This is a genomic window from Pseudomonas sp. DVZ6, from assembly GCF_024259445.1.
In the GTDB taxonomy this organism is placed as follows: domain Bacteria; phylum Pseudomonadota; class Gammaproteobacteria; order Pseudomonadales; family Pseudomonadaceae; genus Aquipseudomonas; species Aquipseudomonas peradeniyensis.
In genome coordinates, this window is sequence record NZ_JANCLM010000005.1 from 76,805 (window position 1) to 96,601 (window position 19,797).

22 protein-coding genes are annotated in these 19,797 nt (G+C 66.0%); 12 read left to right on the forward strand and 10 right to left on the reverse strand.

The window, feature by feature from the left end:
• The first annotated feature begins 227 nt into the window (after positions 1-227).
• Positions 228-557, forward strand: coding sequence for a transcriptional regulator SutA (sutA, locus tag NMG10_RS04520; RefSeq protein ID WP_110734080.1), 330 nt, complete (start codon positions 228-230; stop codon positions 555-557).
• A gap of 199 nt (positions 558-756) precedes the next feature.
• On the opposite strand, the gene NMG10_RS04525 is transcribed toward sutA, so the two are convergent.
• Genes NMG10_RS04525 through NMG10_RS04550 form a run of 6 tightly spaced genes read right to left on the reverse strand, consistent with a single transcriptional unit; the run spans position 757 to position 5,370 of the window.
• Positions 757-1,452, reverse strand: a complete 696-nt coding sequence (locus NMG10_RS04525) for an HAD family hydrolase (RefSeq protein WP_254463879.1) — start codon at positions 1,450-1,452, stop codon at positions 757-759.
• The gene (gene xerC / locus NMG10_RS04530) at positions 1,449-2,348 is read right to left on the reverse strand and encodes a tyrosine recombinase XerC (protein WP_254463880.1); all 900 of its coding nucleotides are present in this window, start codon (positions 2,346-2,348) and stop codon (positions 1,449-1,451) included. The genes NMG10_RS04525 and xerC overlap by 4 nt, the downstream gene beginning before the upstream one ends.
• Complete coding sequence (locus tag NMG10_RS04535; protein WP_254463881.1) at positions 2,348-3,058, reverse strand: DUF484 family protein; 711 nt, start codon at positions 3,056-3,058, stop codon at positions 2,348-2,350. The genes xerC and NMG10_RS04535 overlap by 1 nt, the downstream gene beginning before the upstream one ends.
• A 13-nt stretch (positions 3,059-3,071) precedes the next feature.
• Positions 3,072-3,902, reverse strand: a complete 831-nt coding sequence (gene dapF, locus NMG10_RS04540) for a diaminopimelate epimerase (protein ID WP_110734086.1) — start codon at positions 3,900-3,902, stop codon at positions 3,072-3,074.
• A 4-nt stretch (positions 3,903-3,906) separates the two neighbouring features.
• Positions 3,907-5,154: a diaminopimelate decarboxylase gene (gene lysA / locus NMG10_RS04545; protein WP_254463882.1), complete on the reverse strand. Its 1,248-nt coding sequence runs from the start codon at positions 5,152-5,154 to the stop codon at positions 3,907-3,909.
• 9 nt (positions 5,155-5,163) lie between these two features.
• Positions 5,164-5,370 carry a lipoprotein gene (locus NMG10_RS04550; protein WP_050703271.1) on the reverse strand — a complete coding sequence of 69 codons (207 nt, stop codon included), beginning with the start codon at positions 5,368-5,370 and terminating at the stop codon, positions 5,164-5,166.
• 207 nt (positions 5,371-5,577) lie between these two features.
• Between NMG10_RS04550 and cyaY the strand changes: the two genes are divergently transcribed.
• The 3 genes from cyaY to rnk all read left to right on the forward strand — a co-directional run bounded on the left by cyaY (position 5,578) and on the right by rnk (position 6,697).
• Positions 5,578-5,910 carry an iron donor protein CyaY gene (cyaY, locus tag NMG10_RS04555; protein WP_028688616.1) on the forward strand — a complete coding sequence of 111 codons (333 nt, stop codon included), beginning with the start codon at positions 5,578-5,580 and terminating at the stop codon, positions 5,908-5,910.
• A gap of 1 nt (position 5,911) precedes the next feature.
• Positions 5,912-6,130: a DUF1289 domain-containing protein gene (locus NMG10_RS04560; protein WP_234561869.1), complete on the forward strand. Its 219-nt coding sequence runs from the start codon at positions 5,912-5,914 to the stop codon at positions 6,128-6,130.
• A gap of 156 nt (positions 6,131-6,286) precedes the next feature.
• A complete protein-coding gene (gene rnk, locus NMG10_RS04565; RefSeq protein ID WP_232854790.1) occupies positions 6,287-6,697 on the forward strand; it encodes a nucleoside diphosphate kinase regulator in 411 nt (136 codons plus the stop codon).
• A 156-nt stretch (positions 6,698-6,853) separates the two neighbouring features.
• Here rnk and NMG10_RS04570 read toward each other — a convergent pair whose 3' ends face one another.
• The 3 genes from NMG10_RS04570 to NMG10_RS04580 form a co-directional block, all read right to left on the reverse strand.
• On the reverse strand, positions 6,854-9,718 hold the full coding sequence (locus NMG10_RS04570) for a class I adenylate cyclase (protein WP_254463883.1): 2,865 nt from the start codon (positions 9,716-9,718) through the stop codon (positions 6,854-6,856).
• Between the two features lie 154 nt (positions 9,719-9,872).
• Entirely contained in the window at positions 9,873-10,118 is a 246-nt protein-coding gene (locus NMG10_RS04575; RefSeq protein ID WP_050703275.1) for a TIGR02647 family protein, read from the reverse strand.
• Positions 10,119-10,169: 51 nt separating this feature from the next.
• Positions 10,170-10,469: a hypothetical protein gene (locus NMG10_RS04580; RefSeq protein ID WP_203648973.1), complete on the reverse strand. Its 300-nt coding sequence runs from the start codon at positions 10,467-10,469 to the stop codon at positions 10,170-10,172.
• A gap of 146 nt (positions 10,470-10,615) precedes the next feature.
• Between NMG10_RS04580 and NMG10_RS04585 the strand changes: the two genes are divergently transcribed.
• The gene (locus NMG10_RS04585; protein WP_234561863.1) at positions 10,616-11,275 is read left to right on the forward strand and encodes a glutathione S-transferase; all 660 of its coding nucleotides are present in this window, start codon (positions 10,616-10,618) and stop codon (positions 11,273-11,275) included.
• Positions 11,276-11,387: 112 nt separating this feature from the next.
• On the opposite strand, the gene argH is transcribed toward NMG10_RS04585, so the two are convergent.
• Positions 11,388-12,782: an argininosuccinate lyase gene (gene argH, locus NMG10_RS04590; RefSeq protein ID WP_254463884.1), complete on the reverse strand. Its 1,395-nt coding sequence runs from the start codon at positions 12,780-12,782 to the stop codon at positions 11,388-11,390.
• Positions 12,783-13,079: 297 nt separating this feature from the next.
• On the opposite strand from argH, the gene NMG10_RS04595 reads away from it, so the two are divergent.
• The 7 genes from NMG10_RS04595 to NMG10_RS04625 all read left to right on the forward strand — a co-directional run bounded on the left by NMG10_RS04595 (position 13,080) and on the right by NMG10_RS04625 (position 19,797).
• A complete protein-coding gene (locus NMG10_RS04595; RefSeq protein ID WP_234562473.1) occupies positions 13,080-13,829 on the forward strand; it encodes a LytTR family DNA-binding domain-containing protein in 750 nt (249 codons plus the stop codon).
• Positions 13,830-14,029: 200 nt separating this feature from the next.
• Positions 14,030-14,971 (forward strand): hydroxymethylbilane synthase, encoded by a 942-nt coding sequence (hemC, locus tag NMG10_RS04600; protein ID WP_232854795.1) that lies wholly within the window; start codon positions 14,030-14,032, stop codon positions 14,969-14,971.
• Positions 14,968-15,735, forward strand: a complete 768-nt coding sequence (locus NMG10_RS04605; protein ID WP_234562472.1) for a uroporphyrinogen-III synthase — start codon at positions 14,968-14,970, stop codon at positions 15,733-15,735. Before hemC ends, NMG10_RS04605 begins: the two co-directional genes overlap by 4 nt.
• Positions 15,736-15,781: 46 nt before the next feature.
• Entirely contained in the window at positions 15,782-16,882 is a 1,101-nt protein-coding gene (locus NMG10_RS04610) for a uroporphyrinogen-III C-methyltransferase (RefSeq protein ID WP_232854797.1), read from the forward strand.
• Complete coding sequence (locus tag NMG10_RS04615; protein WP_232854798.1) at positions 16,879-18,117, forward strand: heme biosynthesis protein HemY; 1,239 nt, start codon at positions 16,879-16,881, stop codon at positions 18,115-18,117. The genes NMG10_RS04610 and NMG10_RS04615 overlap by 4 nt, the downstream gene beginning before the upstream one ends.
• A 481-nt stretch (positions 18,118-18,598) precedes the next feature.
• Positions 18,599-19,096 carry a disulfide bond formation protein B gene (locus NMG10_RS04620; protein WP_232854799.1) on the forward strand — a complete coding sequence of 166 codons (498 nt, stop codon included), beginning with the start codon at positions 18,599-18,601 and terminating at the stop codon, positions 19,094-19,096.
• Positions 19,097-19,326: 230 nt separating this feature from the next.
• On the forward strand, positions 19,327-19,797 hold the full coding sequence (locus tag NMG10_RS04625) for an Rsd/AlgQ family anti-sigma factor (RefSeq protein ID WP_050703285.1): 471 nt from the start codon (positions 19,327-19,329) through the stop codon (positions 19,795-19,797).

A 19,797-nucleotide genomic window follows, 5' to 3' on the forward strand; every position in this document is an offset into this window, starting at 1 on the left:
CGCTACCCTTTGCTAGGCTTGCCAATAGCCTGTGGCCAGCAAGGGCTCAAAAAATTTTGTCAGGCCTTGCCAGGAGCAGGGCCTGCAGGGTGCCGGACCCCCCATGAGGGGGTGGACACCCAGGGCAGTGGCCAATCCACGGCCAGTTGAATTTTCACTGGTGGCTGCCGGTCTACGGCTGCACCGGTCTATAACTAACCTGCTTTTCGCAAGTCATGAGGTAGAACATGAGCGACGACGATCTGGAAAATGACGACCTCGAGGTAGGCGACGAAGACGAGGCTGATGAAGGCCTTGAGGCAGCGGCTGACGACGGCGCGGAAGACTCCGGCGACGACGACAGCAGCCCGGCTCCGGCGGCCAAGGGCAAGTCCAAGGCGGCGGTCTCGGTAGACGAGATGCCGAGCATGGAAGCCAAGCAGAAAGAGCGCGATGCGCTGGCCAAGGCGATGGAAGAGTTCCTGTCGCGCGGTGGCAAGGTGCAGGAAGTGGAGGCCAACGTGGTCGCCGATCCGCCCAAGAAGCCGGACAACAAGTACGGCAGCCGCCCTATCTGAGTGGCTGAACGCAAAAAAGCCCGCCGTCGCTGCGGGCTTTTTTGTGCCTGTCAGGTTGGCACGGTCTCTGTAGGAGCGGCCTTGTGCCGCGAAAGGGTCGCAAAGCGGCCCCAGGGTCGTTGTCGATACTAAAATCCTGGGGCCGCTGCGCAGCCCTTTCGCGGCACAAGGCCGCTCCTACAGGGATAGCGAAGCCTGCTCAGCGCCAGCGCGCGAGCACATCGGGCAACTGCGACAGCCGCTGGATCTCGGCATCCGGCGCTTGCTCGCCGCTCCAGGGCTTGTGTTGCGGGTTGAACCACACCGCCCGCAACCCGGCGCGCTGGGCGCCAGCGATGTCGTCGCCCGGGTGGTCGCCGACGTGCACCGCCGCCCCCGCGTCCACCTCGCCGCGCTTCAGCGCTTCGAGGAACGGTGCCGGGTCCGGTTTGCCGATGCCCAGGTCCTCGGCGCACAGGGCGAAGCGGAAGTAGTCCGCCAGTCCCAGGCGGCGCACGTCGGCATTGCCATTGGTGACCACGCCGAGGGTGTAGTGGTGGCGCAGGATCTCCAGCACCGGCTGCACCTCGGGGAACACCTCGACCTGGTGCCGGGCATGCAGGAACACTTCAAAACCTTCGTTGGCCAGCTCCTGGGCGTGTTTCTCGCTGTAGCCGACCTCTTCCAGGGCGTGGAACAGCACCCGCCGGCGCAGGGCGCTGATACGGTGCTTGAGGCCCGGCTCGGCCTGTACCAGGCGCTCGCGGATGGCGAACAGGTGCTCCACCTGCACGCCGCCGAGGATCGGCGCGTTGGCTTCGAGCCAGTCGCGCAGGACGACTTCGGCGCTGGCGATGACCGGCGCGGTGTCCCAGAGGGTGTCGTCCAGGTCGAAGGTGATCAGCTTGATGCTCATGAGTCCGTGTCCTTGCTGCGTTTGGCCCGAGGGTGGGCGCTGTCGTACACCGCGGCCAGGTGCTGGAAGTCCAGGTGGGTATAGATCTGCGTGGTACTGATGTCGGCATGACCGAGCATCTCCTGCACCGCGCGCAGGTCCTGGGACGATTCCAGCAGGTGGCTGGCGAAGGAATGGCGAAGCATGTGCGGGTGCAGGTGCTGGCCGAGCTCGCGCTCGCCGGCGGCCTTCACCCGCAGCTGGATGGCGCGGGGGCCGAGGCGCTTGCCCTGGCGGCTGAGGAACAACGCGCCGTCCCGTGGGCCGGCGATACCGCGCAGCTTGAGCCACGCCTGCATCGCCTCGCGGGCCTTGCGGCCGACCGGCAACACGCGGCTCTTGCCGCCCTTGCCGTGCACCTGCACCAGCCCGGCGGCCAGGTCCAGGTGTTCAAGGTCGAGCCCGGTCAGCTCCGACAGGCGCAGGCCGGACGAGTAGAACAGTTCGAGGATCGCCTGGTCGCGACGGGCGATGAATTCGTCGTCGACGCCGCCATCGAGCAGTTGCAGGGCGCGGTCGGTGTCCAGCACCTTGGGCAGGCGCCGCTCACCCTTGGGCGGCGCCAGGCCGTTGGCCGGGTCGTGCTGGCAATCGCCTTCGCGGTTGAGGAAGCGGTACAGGCCGCGCACCGCCGAAAGCAGGCGCGCCAGGCTGCGCGAGGACTGGCCATGGTGGTGCTGGCGGGCGACCAGCTGGCGTAGCTGCTGGACCTGCAGGGCGCCCCAGCCGGCGATGCCCTGGGTGTTGCAGAATTCGATGACTTTCTCGAGGTCGCGACGGTAGGCCAGCAGGGTGTGCTCGGACACCTGGCGCTCGTTGCGCAGGTGAGCGCAATAAGCCTCCAGCTGGCGTTCCATCAGCGCACCGAGCGCAGCGTCTGGGTGAAGCGCGGCACCACGCGGCCAAGCACCTCGGCGATGTAGCTGAGGAACAGGGTGCCGACGCTGCTCTTGTAGTGCTGCGGGTCGCGGCTGCCGATCGCCAGCACGCCGTGCAGGCCCTGGTACTCGAGGGTGGCCACGGCGCTGGAACCGACTTCCTTGTGCTGGGCATCACCGAACAGGAAGGCCAGCTCATGCTCGCGCAGGCTGCCGCTGATGGTCTTGCCGCCGCCGATCAGGCCACCGATGGCCTGTTGCGCCTCGGCACCGGAGACCCAGCGGCCCACGGGCGCGGCGTTTTCGCCGAACAGGATCAGGCTGACGAAGGGCACCTGGAATTCCTGGCGCAGGCTGTCCTCGACCGCCATCACCACCTCTTCGAGGGTGCCGGCGTCGAGCAGGTCGAGGATCAGCCGGCGGGTCTTGTCGAACAGCCGGTCGTTGTCGCGGGCCACGTCCATCAGCTGCGACAGGCGATGGCGCATCTCGATGTTGCGGTCGCGCAGCAGCTTGAGCTGGCGCTCCACCAGCGACACGCTATCGCCGCGCTGGTGGGGGATGCGCTGTTCGAGCAGCAGTTCGTCGTGCTCGGCGAAGAAGGTCGGGTGGTCGCGCAGGTAGGCGACCACCGCTTCGGCATCGAGCTCACTGGCCTGCGGGGATGCAACGTTAGGCTGATCGGTCATGGCGGATACTCGCTTAGAGACGAACTTGTCCTTCGAACACGCGGACTGCAGGGCCGGTCATCAGCACCGGTTTGCCAGGGCCTGCCCACTCGATGCTCAGACGGCCACCCGGCAGGTCGATGGTCACCGGCGAGTCCATCCAGCCCTGGCTGATCGCCGCCACGGCCGCGGCGCAGGCGCCGGTACCGCAGGCCTGGGTCTCGCCGGCGCCACGCTCCCATACCCGCAGGTTGGCGCGGTGGCGGTCGACCACCTGGATGAAGCCAGCATTGACCCGCTGCGGGAAGCGCGGGTGATGCTCGATCTTCGGCCCCAGCTCATGAACCGGCGCACTGCGCACGTCGTCGACGCGCAGTACCGAATGCGGGTTGCCCATGGACACGGCGGCTATCTGGTGCACCTGGCCATCGACTTCCAGCGCGTAGCTGCTGGCCTGCTCGTCGGCAATGAACGGGATATCGGCCGGCACGAAGCGCGGCGGGCCCATGTCGACGCAGATCTGGCCGTCGTTGCGCACATCGAGCTCGATGATGCCGCCCTTGGTCTCGACGCGAATGCGCTTCTTGGCGGTCAGGCGCTTGTCCAGCACGAAGCGGGCGAAGCAGCGCGCGCCGTTGCCGCACTGCTCGACTTCGGAGCCGTCGGCATTGAAGATCCGGTAGCGGAAGTCCACTTCCGGATTGTTCGGCGCCTCGACGATCAGCAACTGGTCGAAGCCGATACCGGTATTGCGATCGCCCCATTGCTTGGCGTGCTTGGGTTGGATGTGTGCGTGCTGGCTGACCAGGTCGAGGACCATGAAGTCGTTGCCCAGCCCGTGCATCTTGGTAAAACGCAGCAACATGGGTTCACTCCGGCAGCAGGCTTTCGCCGGCGAACAGTTCGGCAATGGTTTCACGGCGGCGCACTTCGAAGGCCTGGTCACCATCGACCAACACTTCGGCGCAACGGCCACGGGTGTTGTAGTTGGAGCTCATGACGAAACCATAGGCGCCTGCGGAGCGGACGGCCAGGAGGTCGCCCTCGGCCAGGTCCATTACGCGGTCCTTGCCCAGGAAGTCGCCGGTCTCGCAGATCGGGCCGACCAGGTCGTAGGCGCGGCCTTCGCCGTCACGGGGCTTGACCGCGCTGACGTCCATCCAGGCCTGGTACAGGGCAGGACGGATCAGGTCGTTCATGGCCGCGTCAATGATGGCGAAGTCCTTGTGCTCGGTGTGCTTGAGGTATTCCACGCGGGTCAGCAGCACGCCGCCGTTGGCGACGATGTAGCGGCCCGGCTCGAACACCAGGGTCAGGTCACGCTCGCCGACGCGCTCGCGAATGGCGGCGATGTAGTCGGCCAGCAGCGGTGGCTGTTCGTCGCGATAGCGCACGCCGACACCACCACCGAGGTCCAGGTGGCGCAAGTGGATGCCGCACTCGGCCAGGCGATCGACCAGCACCAGCAGGCGGTCGAGGGCGTCGAGGAAGGGCTCGACGGTGGTCAGCTGCGAGCCGATGTGGCAGTCGACGCCGACCACATCCAGGTTGGGCAACTGCGCGGCGCGCACGTAGATTGCCTCGGCGTCGGCGATGGCGATGCCGAACTTGTTCTCTTTGAGGCCGGTGGAAATGTACGGATGGGTGCCGGCGTCGACGTCCGGATTCACACGTAGCGAAACCGGGGCCGTCTTGCCCATTTCGGCGGCAACGACCTGGAGGCGCTCGAGCTCGTCGGTGGACTCGACGTTGAAGCAGTGCACGCCCACTTCCAGGGCGCGGCGCATGTCTTCACGGGTCTTGCCGACCCCGGAGAACACCACGCGATCGGCGCGCCCGCCGGCAGCCAGGACGCGCTCCAGCTCACCGCCCGAGACGATGTCGAAGCCCGCGCCGAGGCGCGCCAGCAGGTTCAGCACGCCCAGGTTGGAGTTGGCCTTGACCGCGAAGCAGACCAGGTGCTCGACCCCTTGCAGGGCGTCGGTGTAGCTGCGGTACTGGGCCTCGATATGGGCGCGCGAGTACACGTAGGTGGGCGTGCCGAAGCGTTCGGCGATCGCCGTCAGGGCCACCCCTTCCGCGAACAGCTCGCCGCCGCGGTAGTTGAATGCGTCCATGAGATTTCCTTACTGCGCGGGCGACTCTTCTGGCTGCTCTTGCGGCTGCACCAGCACCGGTTGCGGCTGGACAGGCTTGGCATGCTGGTGCGATTTGCGCGGGCCTTTGCCGTCCTTGCCGTCTTCAGGCAGGTACAGGGGGCCTTTCTGACCGCAGGCCGAAACGAGGCAGGCAACCGCGACCAGCGCCGCGAGGGAGGAAATCAGGCGTTTCATGGGTGAAATCCTTGGAAATATGCAGTATTGCGGCCGAGTATACCGAGCGCCCACCTGATTGCCTATGCAAGGGGCGCCCCCGCTCGGCGGGCGTGGGCGACCGAAGGACATGCGGCTTTTTCTTACAGCGATTAGCTTGTAGCTTGAGGCGTTCGCCCTTATCGTGCCCGGCTTGCGTGTGTACAGCCATTTTTCGAGGTCCCTGCAATGAGTTTGAGCGAAGCGCGTTTCCACGACCTGGTCGATGCGACCCAACAGGCCCTGGAAGACCTGTTCGATGAAAGCGGCATGGACCTGGACATGGAGAACTCCGCCGGCGTTCTCACCGTCAAGTTCGACAACGGCAGCCAGCTGATCTTCAGCCGCCAGGAGCCGCTGCGCCAGCTGTGGCTGGCGGACAAGTCCGGCGGCTTCCACTTCGACTACGACGAAGAGAGCGGCAAGTGGGTCTGCGAGAAGAGCGAAGAGCTGCTGGGCGAGATGCTCGAGCGCATCGTCTGGGAGCGCGCCGGCGAGAAGCTGGACTTCGACGAGATCTGAGATGAGCGACCTGCCCCGGCCACCCAAGCCGCTCTACAGCAACGTGAGCCCGGCGGTGCCGTCACCTTGTATCAGCATATGTCGGCTGGATGAGCACAAGGTCTGCACCGGCTGCCACCGCCACGTCGAGCATATCCGCGAGTGGCGCTCGGCCGATGACGAGCGGCGCCGGCAGATCTGTCGTGAGGCGCTGGCCCTGAAATCGCGGGCATCGGCATAGGCACAACGAAGGTGTGGGCTTGAGTATTTGCCCCGCTGTGGTAGTGTCAGGGTCTGCGTCGATGACGCCACAGCATTTCGCAAACCCCGCCCTTGGGCGGGGTTTTGCTTTATCTGCCTGTTGAAAATTGCCTGTTCAAAGGAGTCTGACTGGATCATGAGCACCAAGCCTTCCCTCATCCTCACCCGCTTGGACGTGCAGCGTCTTGAGCGCCTGCTCGACGACCTCGATGAAAGCACCCCGGGTGTGCTCGCCCTGCAGGACGAGCTGGACCGTGCCGAGAATGTGGTGGGTCACGAGGAAGTACCGGCCGGCGTGGTGACCATGAACTCGCGCGTGCACTGCCGCGAGATCGCCAGTGGCAAGGACTATCACCTGACCCTGGTGTACCCGAAGGATGCCGGCCCCGAGGGCAATGTCTCGATCCTCGCGCCAATCGGCTGTGCCTTGTTGGGGTTGTCGGTGGGCGACCAGATCGACTGGCCGGCGCCGGGCGGCAAGACCCTCAAGCTGGAGCTGCTGGCGGTCGAGTACCAGCCGGAGGCGGCGGGGGATTTCGATCTCTGATGCTGCGTAAATGCCCTGTAGGAGCGGCCTTGTGCCGCGAAAGGGCTGCGAAGCGGCCCCACCTGCTGTGCCAGGGCATATAGTGCCGGGGCCGCTTCGCGGCCCTTTCGCGGCACAAGGCCGCTCCTACAGAGGGATCGGTGAAGGCAGAGAAAATCAGGGCTCCAGCCGCGCCTGCAGCTGTTCCAGCCCATCGTTGAGCGCCTGCTCCAGCTCGCGCTTGTAGCGCAGGTACAGGCTGGTGGACCCCTGCTCGTCTTCCAGCAGCTCGGACAGGTCGAGGTCGGTGATGTAGCAGCGGTAACGGCCGCTGCTGCGGCGCTGGCCCAGGATCTGCCGGGCGACCACGGCATACAGCTGGTCGCCGTGCTCCAGTTCGGAAAACTCCTGCTGGTCGCAGTAGAGCGTGACATGCACCTCGTCGCCGGTACCCGTCTGGAGGATCGCCTGGACCTCGTAGTGCGCCTGGCTCTGGCTGTCCAGCCGTGTCTGCCGCGGCTCCAGGCTGCGCGCCTTGCCAATGCCTGAAGGCAGCAGTTGGTAGTAAAGGATGTCCAGCGACGCCAGCGGCAGGCTGTCCAGGGGCAGTTGGGCATCGCGGCGCATCAGCATCGATTGCAGGAAACGTTGCAGCGGCAGCAGCAGGTGCTGCTCGTCCTGCAACGGCAACCGTTGTTGCCAAAGCGCGTTGTGCTCGTCGAGCACGTACAGGTCGGCCCAGCCTTCGAGCAGACGGTAGAACACCTGGATGCAGCCGGGGCGACCCTGGCCCAGGACCAGCGGCAGGTCGTGGTCCTGCAAGGCGTGGGCGTCCAGGTGCAGCGGGCTGTAGCGGATGCGCTCTTCGCCTAGGGCCGCCAGCACCGCATCATGGTCGGCGAGGCTGGCCAGGGTGACTTGCCCGGGCTGCAAGTCGAGGATGTGGGTGTGCTGGGCGACCTGCAGCAGGTAGCGGTGATTCAGGCCCTGGTCGAGCAGCAGCTGCACGGTGTCGAAGATGTCCTCGACCCGCTGGCTGATGGCCTGGGCGCGGTTGTGGCAGTAGCAGCGCACCCGCACCCGCGGGCGGTGGCTGCGCTGGCCCAGGCTGTTGAGGAAGTCGCGCAGGCAGCGCATCAGCGCATGCTCGCCGTCGTAGCGATGCACCAGCACCTCGTTCCAGCTGTTGAGGGTGATCTGGTCGAGGGTCAGTACAAGGTTCTCGCGCACCCCGGCGTAGCTCAGCGAGTCGGTGCGCTCGGTGGTCATCAGGATATTCAGGTCGCGGTGATGGCGCAGCGGATCGACCCCGACATTCACCAGCAGCAGGATCTCGTCGGCCACGCTCGGTTGCAGCAGGCGCACCTCGCTGACCGTCTCCAACGGCAGGGGGATGCTCTGCTGCAGGCTGCCGACAAGGTTGAACAGCTCGAACTCGCTGAGGTCGCTGGCGCCAGGGTGCAGGGCCAGGCGTGTGCCGCTGTCGATCACGCCATTGCGATGGGCCCAGGTGAGCAGCTCGAGCAGCTCGCGGCAGCGCTTGATCGGGCTGAAGTGTTCCCACTCGTGCACGCCCAGGTTGCCGTTGTACAGGCCCCAGTGATGGGTGCCCGGTTCCTTGCGGTTGGGCGAGTGGACCAGGGTGAGAGTGTCTTCGGCCAGGTCCGGGGCGATGCCCGGGTTGATCACCTCGATCTTGCCGGCCCGACGCTCGAAGGCGGCGTACAGGCGCCGGCCGAGGACGTTGAGGTCGCGTTGGTCGGCTCGGCTGTTGGCGTTCTGCAGGCGGGCGAACTGGGTCAGGAAGCGGTAGCTGTGGTTCAGCTCGGCCACCAGCTCACGGCGCTCGACCGCCACCTGGCGCACTTTCCACTGGCTGCGGCTGTCGAGCAGCGCCAGCTGGCGCTCGTCCCAGCCCCATTCCTCGGTCAGGCGCCCGAGCAGCTGGCGCTGCCAGCCGCCGCTGCGGGTGCGGCCCAGGTCGCTGAGCTTCTTGTTCACCTTCAGGTACAGGCTGCGCCGCGCCAGCTCCAGGCGTGCCGATTCGCCACGCTGGAGCAGGTAGCGTTCGATGCGCCGGTAGACCATGACGTAGGGGTCGAGCTCGTCCAGGTCCAGCTGGTTGGCGAACACGGCCTGCTTATAGTCCAGGCTCAGGCAGCGCACCTGCGGGTGCTCGCTGGCGTAGGCCTCGGTGAGCAGCAGCTTGAGCAGCGACTTGTAGGGCGAGTCGATGCCCTTGAACAGCTGCCACAGCCCGGCGCCGACGAACTCGCCCGACGGGATGTGCGCCAGGTGGCCGAGGTCGAGATCGTCCTGGGCGCGGATGAAGCGCTTGGACAGCAGGGTCTGGGTGTAGTCGCGGTAGTTGTGCTCCTGGTAGACCGGCACCAGCCACCACAGCGGCGTGCGTCCGGCCAGCCAGATGGCGGTGCGGTAGAACTCGTCGAGGAGCAGGTAATGCTGGGTGGTGCCGCAGTCGTCGGAGCTGAGCTGGCTGTCGCGCTCGCCCTGGACGAAGCCGCGTGGCTCGATCAGGAACAGGTGCGCCTCGGCGCCCTGGCTGGTGGCCCAGGCCTCGAGCAGCTGGCATTTGCGCCGCAGGTCGGCCAGGGCCTGCTCGTCCAGGTCGGGGGCGTGGCAGACCCACAGGTCCATGTCGCTCTGCTCGGCCTGGGCCAGGGTGCCCAGGCTGCCCATCAGGAACAGGCCGTGGATCGGTTGCGGCGGCTTGCCGTGGCGCGGCTTGTAGGTGAACGAGCGGGTCAGGCGCTGGGCCTCGGCCAGCAGGTCGCTGTCGGGTTCGAAGCCGGACACGCCAGCGGGGGTGGTGCCCGAGACATAACCCGGCAGCAGCGGGTGATTGACGTGAAAGAACAGCGGCAACAGGGTGAGGACCTGCTGCTGGCGCGTGGACAGCCCCTCCATGGCCCGTGCCAGGCGGCCCTGGTTGATCTTCAGGAAACGCGCGCGCAGCTTGGACAGCTCCTTGCGGTCGATGCCTTGGTCGAGATCGGGGCGGATTTCATGGGGGTGGTTCATTGCGCACTCAGGCAGGCAGGGGGAGCACTGGCGAGTTTAGCCTGAGTGGGGCGGTCGGATAAGGGGTTGGTGGCTTTTTGACGTCAGATTTACAGCGATTCTCTGGGGCTCATCGCGGGGCAAGCCCGCTCCCACGGGGGCGGGCTTGGTGAACTCAGGCAGGCTGCGGAGTTTTAAGCACCCTGAGGAGTAACTGCATACTTTCGGCGGCATCAGTGCCCAGGCTGGTGAGGTAGCCGCCGTCGGGTTGGTCAGTAAGACCTTTGTCGTGCAGGCGCTTGGCTGCGGCGACCAATGCCGGGGAGGCGTCGCTACAAACCTTGATGCCTTCCTGGTGACTGTCCAGGTTGAACTGGGCAAGCACTTCCAGTTCGGCGATCAGTTCGGGGTTGAAGGGCATGGGCTACTCCTGACTTCGAGACAAGGATGGAAGTCAGGAGTGTAGTCAGGTTTATTCGATGTCGCCTTGATCCGCCTCAGGTGGCAGCTCCGGCAGGGCGCGCAGGGCGGTTTCGTACCATTCGGTGTTGAACGGGCGGTCTTCGTCGAGCATGGCGTCGATTTCGATGGCCAGCACGTGGGCCATGAGGTTGAGGATGTCCTCGCGCTCGTAGCCGACCAGGCTCAGTTTGTTGAACGTGGCCTTGGCCGCCGGCGGCTCGCCGCTTTCGATCTGGTTCTCGATGGCCTGGGTCAGTGTCGCCTCGGCGAAGTCTTCGTCGTCATTGTCGATGTCGGTGGGCTCGCTCATGGCGTTACTCCTGTGGTGGGATGCACAGTGTGCCACGCCCGTGCCGGCAATGCCCGGTCATCGACGCCGGGCATGACGCTGGCCAAGGGTGGGGAAGGGGGCTATAAAAGCCGGGCCAACCCCATACGGCCTTGGAGGCTGTCTCAATGCTCAAGCTTCATGGATTCGCGGTCAGCAACTACTACAACATGGTCAAGCTGGCTTTGCTGGAGAAAGGCGTGCCCTTCGAAGAGGTACCATTCTTCGGCGGCCAGGCCCCCGAGGCCCTGGCCAAAAGCCCGCGTGGCAAGGTGCCGGCGCTGCAGACCGAGCATGGTTTCATCAGCGAGACCGGGGTGATCCTCGACTACATCGCGCAGACCCAGCCGGGCAAGGCGCTGCTGCCAGCCGATGCCTTCGGCCAGGCCAAGGTCCGCGAGCTGCTGCGGGAGATCGAGCTGTATATCGAGTTGCCGGCGCGTACCTGCTACGCCGAGGCGTTCTTCGGCGCGGCGGTGGAGCCGCTGATCAAGGAGCGGGCGCGGGCGGACCTGCTGGCAGGCTTCGCCACCCTCAAGCGCAATGGACGGTTCCAGCCATACGTGGCCGGGGAGCAGTTGACCATCGCCGACCTGATGTTCTGCTTCTCGGTCGACCTGGCCTGCGCGGTGGGCAAGAAGGTGCTGAACATCGACTTCCTGGCGGATTTCCCGCAGGCGACGGCGTTGCTGGAGAAACTGCGCGAGAACCCGCACATGGCGCGGATCGTGGCGGACAAGGACGCGGCGATGCCGGCGTTCCTCGAAATGATCAAGAGCAAGCGCTGAGGCCACAAACGATCGCGGGGCAAGTCGCATCGGCGCACCGCCGCTCCCACGAGCCTGAGCGAGGCTGGTGGGAGCGGCGGTGCGCCGATGCGACTTGCCCCGCGATTGTGGTTTAGCGCGAAGCCAGCAGGGCCTTGCCGCGAACCACTGCCGCGCGCACCTGGGCCGGCGCGGTGCCGCCGATGTGGTTGCGGGCGTTGACCGAGCCTTCCAGGGTCAGCACGGCAAACACGTCCTGCTCGATCTGGTCGCTGAACTGGCGCAGCTCGTCCAGGCTCATCTCGGCCAGGTCCTTGCCGGTATCGACGCCGTACTTCACGGCGTGGCCGACGATCTCGTGGCAGTCACGGAACGGCAGGCCGCGGCGCACCAGGTAGTCGGCCAGGTCCGTGGCGGTGGAGAAACCGCGCAGGGCCGCTTCGCGCATGATCGCGTGCTTGGGCTTGATCGCCGGGATCATGTCGGCGAAGGCGCGCAGCGAGTCGCGCAGGGTGTCGGCGGCGTCGAACAACGGCTCCTTATCTTCCTGGTTGTCCTTGTTGTAGGCCAGCGGCTGGCCTTTCATCAGGGTCAGCAGGCCGGTCAGGGCGCCGAACACGCGGCCGCTCTTGCCGCGCACCAGCTCCGGCACGTCCGGGTTCTTCTTCTGCGGCATGATCGAGCTGCCGGTGCAGAAGCGATCGGGCAGGTCGATGAACTGGAACTGGGCGCTGGTCCACAGCACCAGCTCTTCGGAGAAGCGCGACAGGTGCATCATCGCGATGCTCGCCGCCGAGCAGAATTCGATGGCGAAGTCGCGGTCCGAGACGCTGTCCAGCGAGTTGCCGCCCACGGCTTCGAAGCCCAGCAGCTTGCAGGTCAGTTCGCGGTCGATCGGGTAGGTGGTGCCGGCCAGCGCGGCGCTGCCCAGGGGCATGCGGTTGGCGCGCTTGCGGCAATCCACCAGGCGCTCGTAGTCGCGGCTGAGCATCTCGAACCAGGCCAGCAGGTGGTGGCCGAAGGTCACCGGCTGCGCGGTCTGCAGGTGGGTGAAGCCGGGCATGATGGTCTCGGCCTCGCGTTCGGCCTGCTCCAGCAGGCCCTGCTGCAGGCGAGTGATCTCGGCCAGGATCAGGTCGATCTCGTCGCGCAGCCACAGGCGGATGTCGGTGGCCACCTGGTCGTTGCGGCTGCGGCCGGTGTGCAGCTTCTTGCCGGTGATGCCAATGCGGTCGGTCAGGCGCGCTTCGATGTTCATGTGCACGTCTTCGAGGTCGACGCGCCAGTCGAAGGTGCCGGCCTCGATTTCGCCCTGGATGGTCTTCAGGCCATCGATGATGGTGTCGCGCTCGGCATCGGTGAGGACGCCGACCTGCGCCAGCATGGTGGCGTGGGCGATCGAACCCATGATGTCGTGGCGGTACAGGCGCTTGTCGAAATCGACCGAGGCGGTGAAGCGGGCGACGAAGGCGTCGACGGGCTCACTGAAGCGGCCGCCCCAGGACTGATTGGTCTTGTCGGTGCTCATGGATTCACTCGTTGAAGGCGTGAACGGAAAAAGTGTCGCGATCATAGCAGGGTTGCGCCCGCCGCCGCAGGGCGCTGGTCGCGAGAATCGTCCGGTTACAAGGGGGTGCGGCATATTCAACGATTGAACGGCAGTGTTCCACGGAGCGTCTACAGTTGGACAAAGGACTGGCGGTGAATCTGCCAGACCAGTGAATCTTTGGCCTTCGCACCGGTCTGTAGCGTGACCGCGTTTCGGTCGCCCCACACTTGTCTACGCTATACCCGTGCGAGACTCACTCAGGAATCCAGCGCAATTATGAATGTCCTGATCGTTGATGATGAACCCCTGGGCCGCGAGCGCCTGAGCCGGCTGCTTGGCGAGCTGGAGGGTTACACCGTGATGGAGCCCAGCGCCACCAACGGCGAGGAGGCCCTGACCCTGATCGAAAGCCTAAAGCCCGATGTAGTGCTGCTGGATATCGGCATGCCGGGCCTCGATGGCCTGCAGGTCGCCGCCCGGCTGTGCGAGCGCGAGTCGCCGCCGGCGGTGGTGTTCTGCACCGGCGACGATGAATACGGCAGCGAAGCCTTCAGGGACAGCACCCTGAGCCATGTCGAGAAGCCCATCCAGCCCCAGGCCCTGCGCGACGCCCTGCGCCGGGCGGAAAAACCCAACCGTGCCCAACTGGCGGCGCTGACCCGCCCGGCCGGCGAGGCCGGTGGCGGCCCGCGCAGCCATATCAGTGCCCGTACCCGCAAAGGCATCGAGTTGATCCCCATTCCCCAGGTCATCTACTTCATCGCCGACCACAAGTACGTCACCCTGCGCCATGAAGCGGGCGAGGTACTGCTCGATGAACCGCTCAAGGCCCTGGAGGACGAGTTTGGCGAGCGTTTCGTGCGCATCCACCGCAACGCGCTGGTCGCCCGTGAGCGCATCGAGCGCCTGCAGCGCACGCCGCTGGGGCATTTCCAGCTCTATCTCAAGGGCCTGGAAGGCGACGCCCTGACCGTCAGCCGCCGCCATGTGGCGGGGGTGCGCAAGATGATGCAGAGCCTGCACTGAAAGGCCTCAGGGAACGTGGGAGCGGGCTTGCCCCGCGATAGCAGTGCAAGATCCGCCATCGCAATCGCGGGCCAAGCCCGCTCCCACGCAAATCGCGACCAGTATCGACTGTGCAGGGAGCGTGATTGCTGATCTGAATCTGCGGGCACAACCGGAGGAGCTGTTATCATCGGCGGTATTTCTCTGGATCGGTGCGTTTCATGTCCACTCGCGAAATCCGCATTGCCACCCGTAAAAGTGCCTTGGCCCTGTGGCAGGCCGAATACGTCAAAGCCCGCCTGGAACAGGCGCATCCCGGCCTTCTGGTGACCCTGGTGCCAATGGTCAGCCGCGGCGACAAGCTGCTCGACGCGCCGCTGGCGAAGATCGGCGGCAAGGGCCTGTTCGTCAAGGAGCTGGAAACCGCCCTGCTCGACAACGAGGCCGATATCGCCGTGCACTCGATGAAGGATGTCCCCATGGACTTCCCCGAGGGCCTGGGCCTGTACTGCATCTGCGAGCGTGAAGACCCGCGCGACGCCTTCGTTTCCAACAACTTCGCCAGTCTTGAGGCCTTGCCGGCCGGCAGCATCGTCGGCACTTCCAGCCTGCGCCGCCAAGCCCAGTTGCTGGCGCGCCGGCCCGACCTCGAAATCCGCTTCCTGCGCGGCAACGTCAACACCCGCCTGGCCAAGCTCGATGCCGGCGAGTACGACGCCATCATCCTCGCCGCCGCCGGCCTGATCCGCCTCGGCTTCGAGGACCGCATCACTGCCTCCATCAGCGTCGATGACAGCCTGCCGGCGGGCGGCCAGGGCGCGGTGGGCATCGAATGCCGCAGCGCCGACGCCGAGATTCATGCCTTGCTGGCGCCGTTGCACCATGCCGACACCGCCGACCGGGTGGTGGCCGAGCGTGCCCTGAACAAGCGCCTCAATGGCGGCTGCCAGGTGCCGATCGCCTGCTACGCGGTGCTCGAAGGCGAGCAGCTGTGGCTGCGCGGCCTGGTCGGGCAGCCCTCCGGCGGCATCTTGCTGGTGGCCGAGGCCCGGGCGCCGCGTGCCGATGCCGAGCGCCTGGGCGTGCAGGTCGCCGAAGACCTGCTCGGGCAGGGCGCCGAGGCGATCCTCAAGGAAGTCTACGGCGAGGCCGGCCACCCGTGAGCCCCTGGCGCCTGCTGCTGACCCGGCCTGAAGAGGACTGTGCGGCGCTGGCGCAGACCCTGGCCGACGCGGGCATCGCCAGCGCCAGCCTGCCGTTGCTGGTGATCGAGGCGATTGCTCCAGGCCCTGAGCAGGTGCAGCGCCTGCGGGCGATCGGCGAGGCCCGGGCCATCATCGTGGTCAGCAAGCCGGCGGCCCGCCTGCTGTTGGAGCAGCTCGCCGAGACAGGGGTGACGCCGCCGTCCGCCGGTTGGTTCACGGTGGGCGAGGCGACGGCGCGGATCCTTCAGGAGCACCGGTTGCAGGTGGCCTTTCCGGCGGCCGGCGATGACAGCGAAGCCTTGCTCGCACTGCCCGCCCTGCGCGAGGCTATGGCCGTGCCGGCACCCCGCGTCCTTATCGTTCGCGGTGTCGGAGGTCGTGAACTGCTGGCCGAGCGTCTTGCCGAGCAAGGTGCTAGTGTCGATTATCTGGAATTGTATCGCCGCTGCCTGCCGCACTACCCCGCCACGACCCTCGCCCAGCGCATCGATGGGGAACGCCTCAATGGCCTGGTGGTCAGCAGTGGGCAGGGTCTGGAACACTTGCATCGATTGGCAGGTGCGGATTGGCCGCGGTTTTCCCGCTTGCCGCTGTTCGTGCCCAGCCCCCGGGTGGCCGAGCAGGCCCGTGCACTCGGGGCAAAAGACATTGTGGATTGCCGTGGCGCCAGCGCCGCGGCCTTGCTGGCAGCCGTGCAGCGAAGCGCTGCGCCTGCCTCTTAAGGCGCTAAGCTAGAGAGCGATGCGCCACCATGCAAAGGATGGATACGTGAGCGAAACTGTCTTGTCCAACACCGAACAGCCCTCGGCGCCAGAAGCGTCGCAATCCGTCACCGCCAAACCCGCCCGACGCTCCGGCAACGGCTTGGCGCTACTGGCCCTGCTGCTGGGCGCCGCCGGCGTCGCGGTTGGCGGCTGGGGCGCCTGGCAGGTCCGCCAGCTGCAAGGCAGCGAGCATGACCAGGGCGAACACCTGCAAGCGCTCAATCAGCGCGCCGACGCGCTGCAGCAGCGTGAGCAGCAGCTCAGTGCGCAGCTGGGCAGCCTGCCGGCGGCCAGTGAGCTGGAAGACCGCCGGCGCCTGGTGGCGCAACTGCAGGGCGACCAGCAACGCCTGAGCCAGCGCCTGGAGACCGTGCTCGGGGAGAGCCGCAAGGAGTGGCGCCTGGCCGAGGCCGAGCACCTGCTGCGCCTGGCCACCCTGCGCCTGTCGGCGTTGCAGGACATCACCAGCGCCAAGGCGCTGGTCGAAGGTGCCGATGAGATCCTTCGCGAGCAGAGCGATCCCGGCGCCTTCGCCGCCCGCGAACAGTTGGCCCGCAGCCTGGCGACGCTATCCGGCACCGAGCAGCCGGATCGCACCGGGCTGTTCCTCAAGCTCGCCGCGCAACGCGAGCTGGTGCAGCAGCTCAGTGCCCAGTCGCCGGAATTCGACAGCAAGGCTGACGCCATGGGCGCGCTGACCGCCGATGGCGATGGCGCCAGCCGCTGGTCGCAGTGGTGGGCCGAGATCTCCAAGTACTTCCAGATCGAGTTCAATGCCGACGACAACGTGCGCCCGTTGCTGTCCGGGCAGTCGCTCAACCAGCTGCGCCTGGCCCTGAGCCTGACCATCGAGCAGGCGCAGTGGGCGGCGCTCAACGGCGAGGCCAAGGTCTATGCCCAGGCCCTGGACGATGCGCGCAGCGTGTTGCTGGCCAACTTCAACCCGGACAACCCGCAAAGCAAGGCGATGCTCGACAACCTCAACCAGCTGGCCGAACAGCCAGTGTCGGTGGTCACGCCTGACCTGAGCGAGAGCCTGGCCGCAGTGCAGGCCTATATCCAGCGTCGCCACCTGCCGGCTGCCGCCGAAGGGGCCAAGCCATGAAGCGTGTCTACCTGCTGGCGGTATTGGCGATTGTCGTCGCCGCGGCGCTGGGCATCGCGATCGCCAAGCACAGTGGCTACGTACTGATCGCCTACGGCAGCTTCCGCTACCAGTCGGGACTGTGGGCGGCGCTCGGCGCGTTGGTCGGTATCATCCTGCTGCTGTTGCTGGTGCGTTACCTGGTCGGGCTGGTGCTGACTTCGTCCGGGGTGGTCAACCCGTGGTCGCGACGCAATCGCAGCCGCCGCACCCGTATCGCTGTCGAGCAAGGCCAGCTGGACCTGGCCGAGGGGCGCTGGGCCAGTGCCCAGCGGCACTTGCAGCGTGCTGCCGAGTCCGACCGCCAGCCGCTGCTCTACTACCTCGGCGCCGCGCGTGCCGCCAACGAACAGGGACGGGTCGAGGAACGCGACAATCTGCTCGAACGCGCCCTGGAACGCCAGCCCCAGGCCGAGCTCGCCGTCGCCCTGACCCATGCCCAATTGCAGATGGACCGGGGCGAGAGCGAGGGTGCCCTGGAGGCCCTGCAGGCGATGCAGGAGCGTCATCCGCACAACGCCCAGGTGCTGCGCCTGTTGCAGCGCCTGCACCTGGAGAGGGGCGACTGGCCGGCGTTGATCCGCCTGCTGCCGGACCTGCGCAAGCACAAGGTGTTGCCTGCGGCGGAACTGGCTGACCTGGAGCAGCGCGCCTGGGGCCAGAACCTGGGCCTGGCGGCGGCCCGTGGCGAGGATCCGCAGACGGCACGCCAGGCGCTCGAGCGCGCCTGGCAGCAGCTGACCAATGCCCAGCGCCAGGAACCGCAACTGGTGTCGGCCTATGCCGAGCAACTGCGTCAGGTCGGTGCCCAGGGCGAGGCCGAACAGGTGCTTCGCGGCGCGCTCAAGCGCGGCTACGAAAGCCATCTGGCGCGCCTTTACGGGCTGGTGCGCGGCGACGATCCGGCGCGCCAGCTGCAGACGGCCGAAGGCTGGCTGAAGGAGCATCCGCAGGATCCTAGCCTGCTGCTCACCCTCGGCCGGCTGAGCCTGCAGAACCGCTTGTGGGGCAAGGCGCGGGACTATCTGGAAAGCAGTCTGCGCCTGGAGCGTAATCCGGAAACCTGCGCCGAGTTGGCACGCTTGCTGGCCGGTCTCGGCGAGACCGAGCGCAGCAATCAGCTGTTCCAGGAGGGCCTGGGGCTGCTGGATGAGCGCCTGCTGGCGTTGCCGCTGCCGGAGGGGGTTCGGGCCTGAGACCCAACCCTTTCAAGGTGTTGAGAAGGGGCGTTCGACTTGGACTCGCCGGGGTCGCTTTGCGACCCTTTCGCGGCACAAGGCCGCTCCTACAGGTGATCGCGCAATCCTGTAGGAGCGGCCTTGTGCCGCGAATGGGCTGCAAAGCAGCCCCGGCAATATTGAATTGAAGCGGCCATATCCGAAAAAGCGCAAAGACCTTGAAAGGGATGGACCTGTCGCGCATCGCGGGCATACCTGCTTGTGCCGGTGCGATGTTTTGCCAGCGGCGCGTTGCATTATCTGATGAGCGATGACTCAAGACGCCCTCTGCGTAGAGGGCGTCGAATCGTCCTTCGTCCGCGTCGGAATATTCCCACGTTCCGCGAAAATGATTCCCTAGCCATTCAGCGACTTGTCTGCACTGTAGCGCCTTGATACAAAGCGCCCCTTTCCTCTACCGTTTCACACCACTTCCTTCATTTTCGGATCACTTCTGCCCATGTCGCTGGCCTGCTTGCGCAGCTCGTTCCTTCCCGCCTTCCTGGCCGCCGTGGCGGTGCTGGTCGCATCGTTTCGTCTCGAAAACGTGGTCGGCCTGGACCCCTGCGCGTTGTGTTTCAGCCAGCGCCTGATGCTGGGCTGTTTTGCGCTGGCCTGCCTGGTTGCCATGTTCCACGCTGGCGGCCGCCGCTGGCCTGCCTGGCTGGCGCTGCTGTTCGCGTTGGCTGGCGCCTTGCTGGCCGGGCGGCATGTCTGGCTGCAGGCCGAGCCGCTGCCCGCCAGTGGTTGCCACCTGCCCCTGGCGCATGTGGTCGAACGCCCGTGGAGCGAGATCCTGCAGGCATTCCTGCTGGGCAGCCCGGACTGCGTGTCGGTCAACTGGAGCTTCCTCGACCTGACCCTGCCGGAATGGAGCCTGCTGGCGTTCCTGTTGCTGGCGGCGGTGCCGTTGTCGTGGCTGGTGCTGTATCGATTGCGCCAGGACGCGGCGGGTTGATCCACGGCAATGCACCTGGGATTGCGCGACCAGCGGTGGCCGACGGCGGGATTAAACGCTTGTATGAACTTAGTCTGCTGCGTACCTTGAAGGGCAGGTCGCACGGGAATAATCTCCCAGCACGCTTACCGAAAATACAACTGCTCGATGCCGTTTGCTGACGTCACCTTTGTGCCACGGTGTTGTGTCGCGAGGTGCAGCGGCATCTACCCAGAAGGGAAGAGATCGCCATGCTCGATAGTTGCCAGAACGCCCAGGAACGCTGGGGCGGTGTTCACAAGCTGATCGATCGTTGGCTGGAGGAGCGCCAGGAGTTGGTGCATGCCTTCCGCGCCTTGCGCGATGCCAAGCCGGCCTTTGCCGACAAGGACAAGAACCGCGATTTTTGCGCGCTCCTGGTCGACTATGTCTCGGCCTGGCACTTCGAAGTCAGCGAGCAGCTGGTCAGCGAAGCCAAGGCCTTTGGCGATACCAAGGCCCTGGAGCTTGCCACACAGATCAACCCGCGTATCGATGACAGCACCCAGATCGCGCTGGCTTTCAATGACCATTGCGAGAAGGGCGAGTGCACCGACCCCGAGCGCTTCGCGGACAAGCTGGGCAAGCTGGGTGGCCTGTTGCGAGAACGCTTCGAGCTGGAGGACTGCCTCATCGAAGTGCTGCATACCGCGCACAAGGAAGAGGACGCGCTGCAGGCCTGA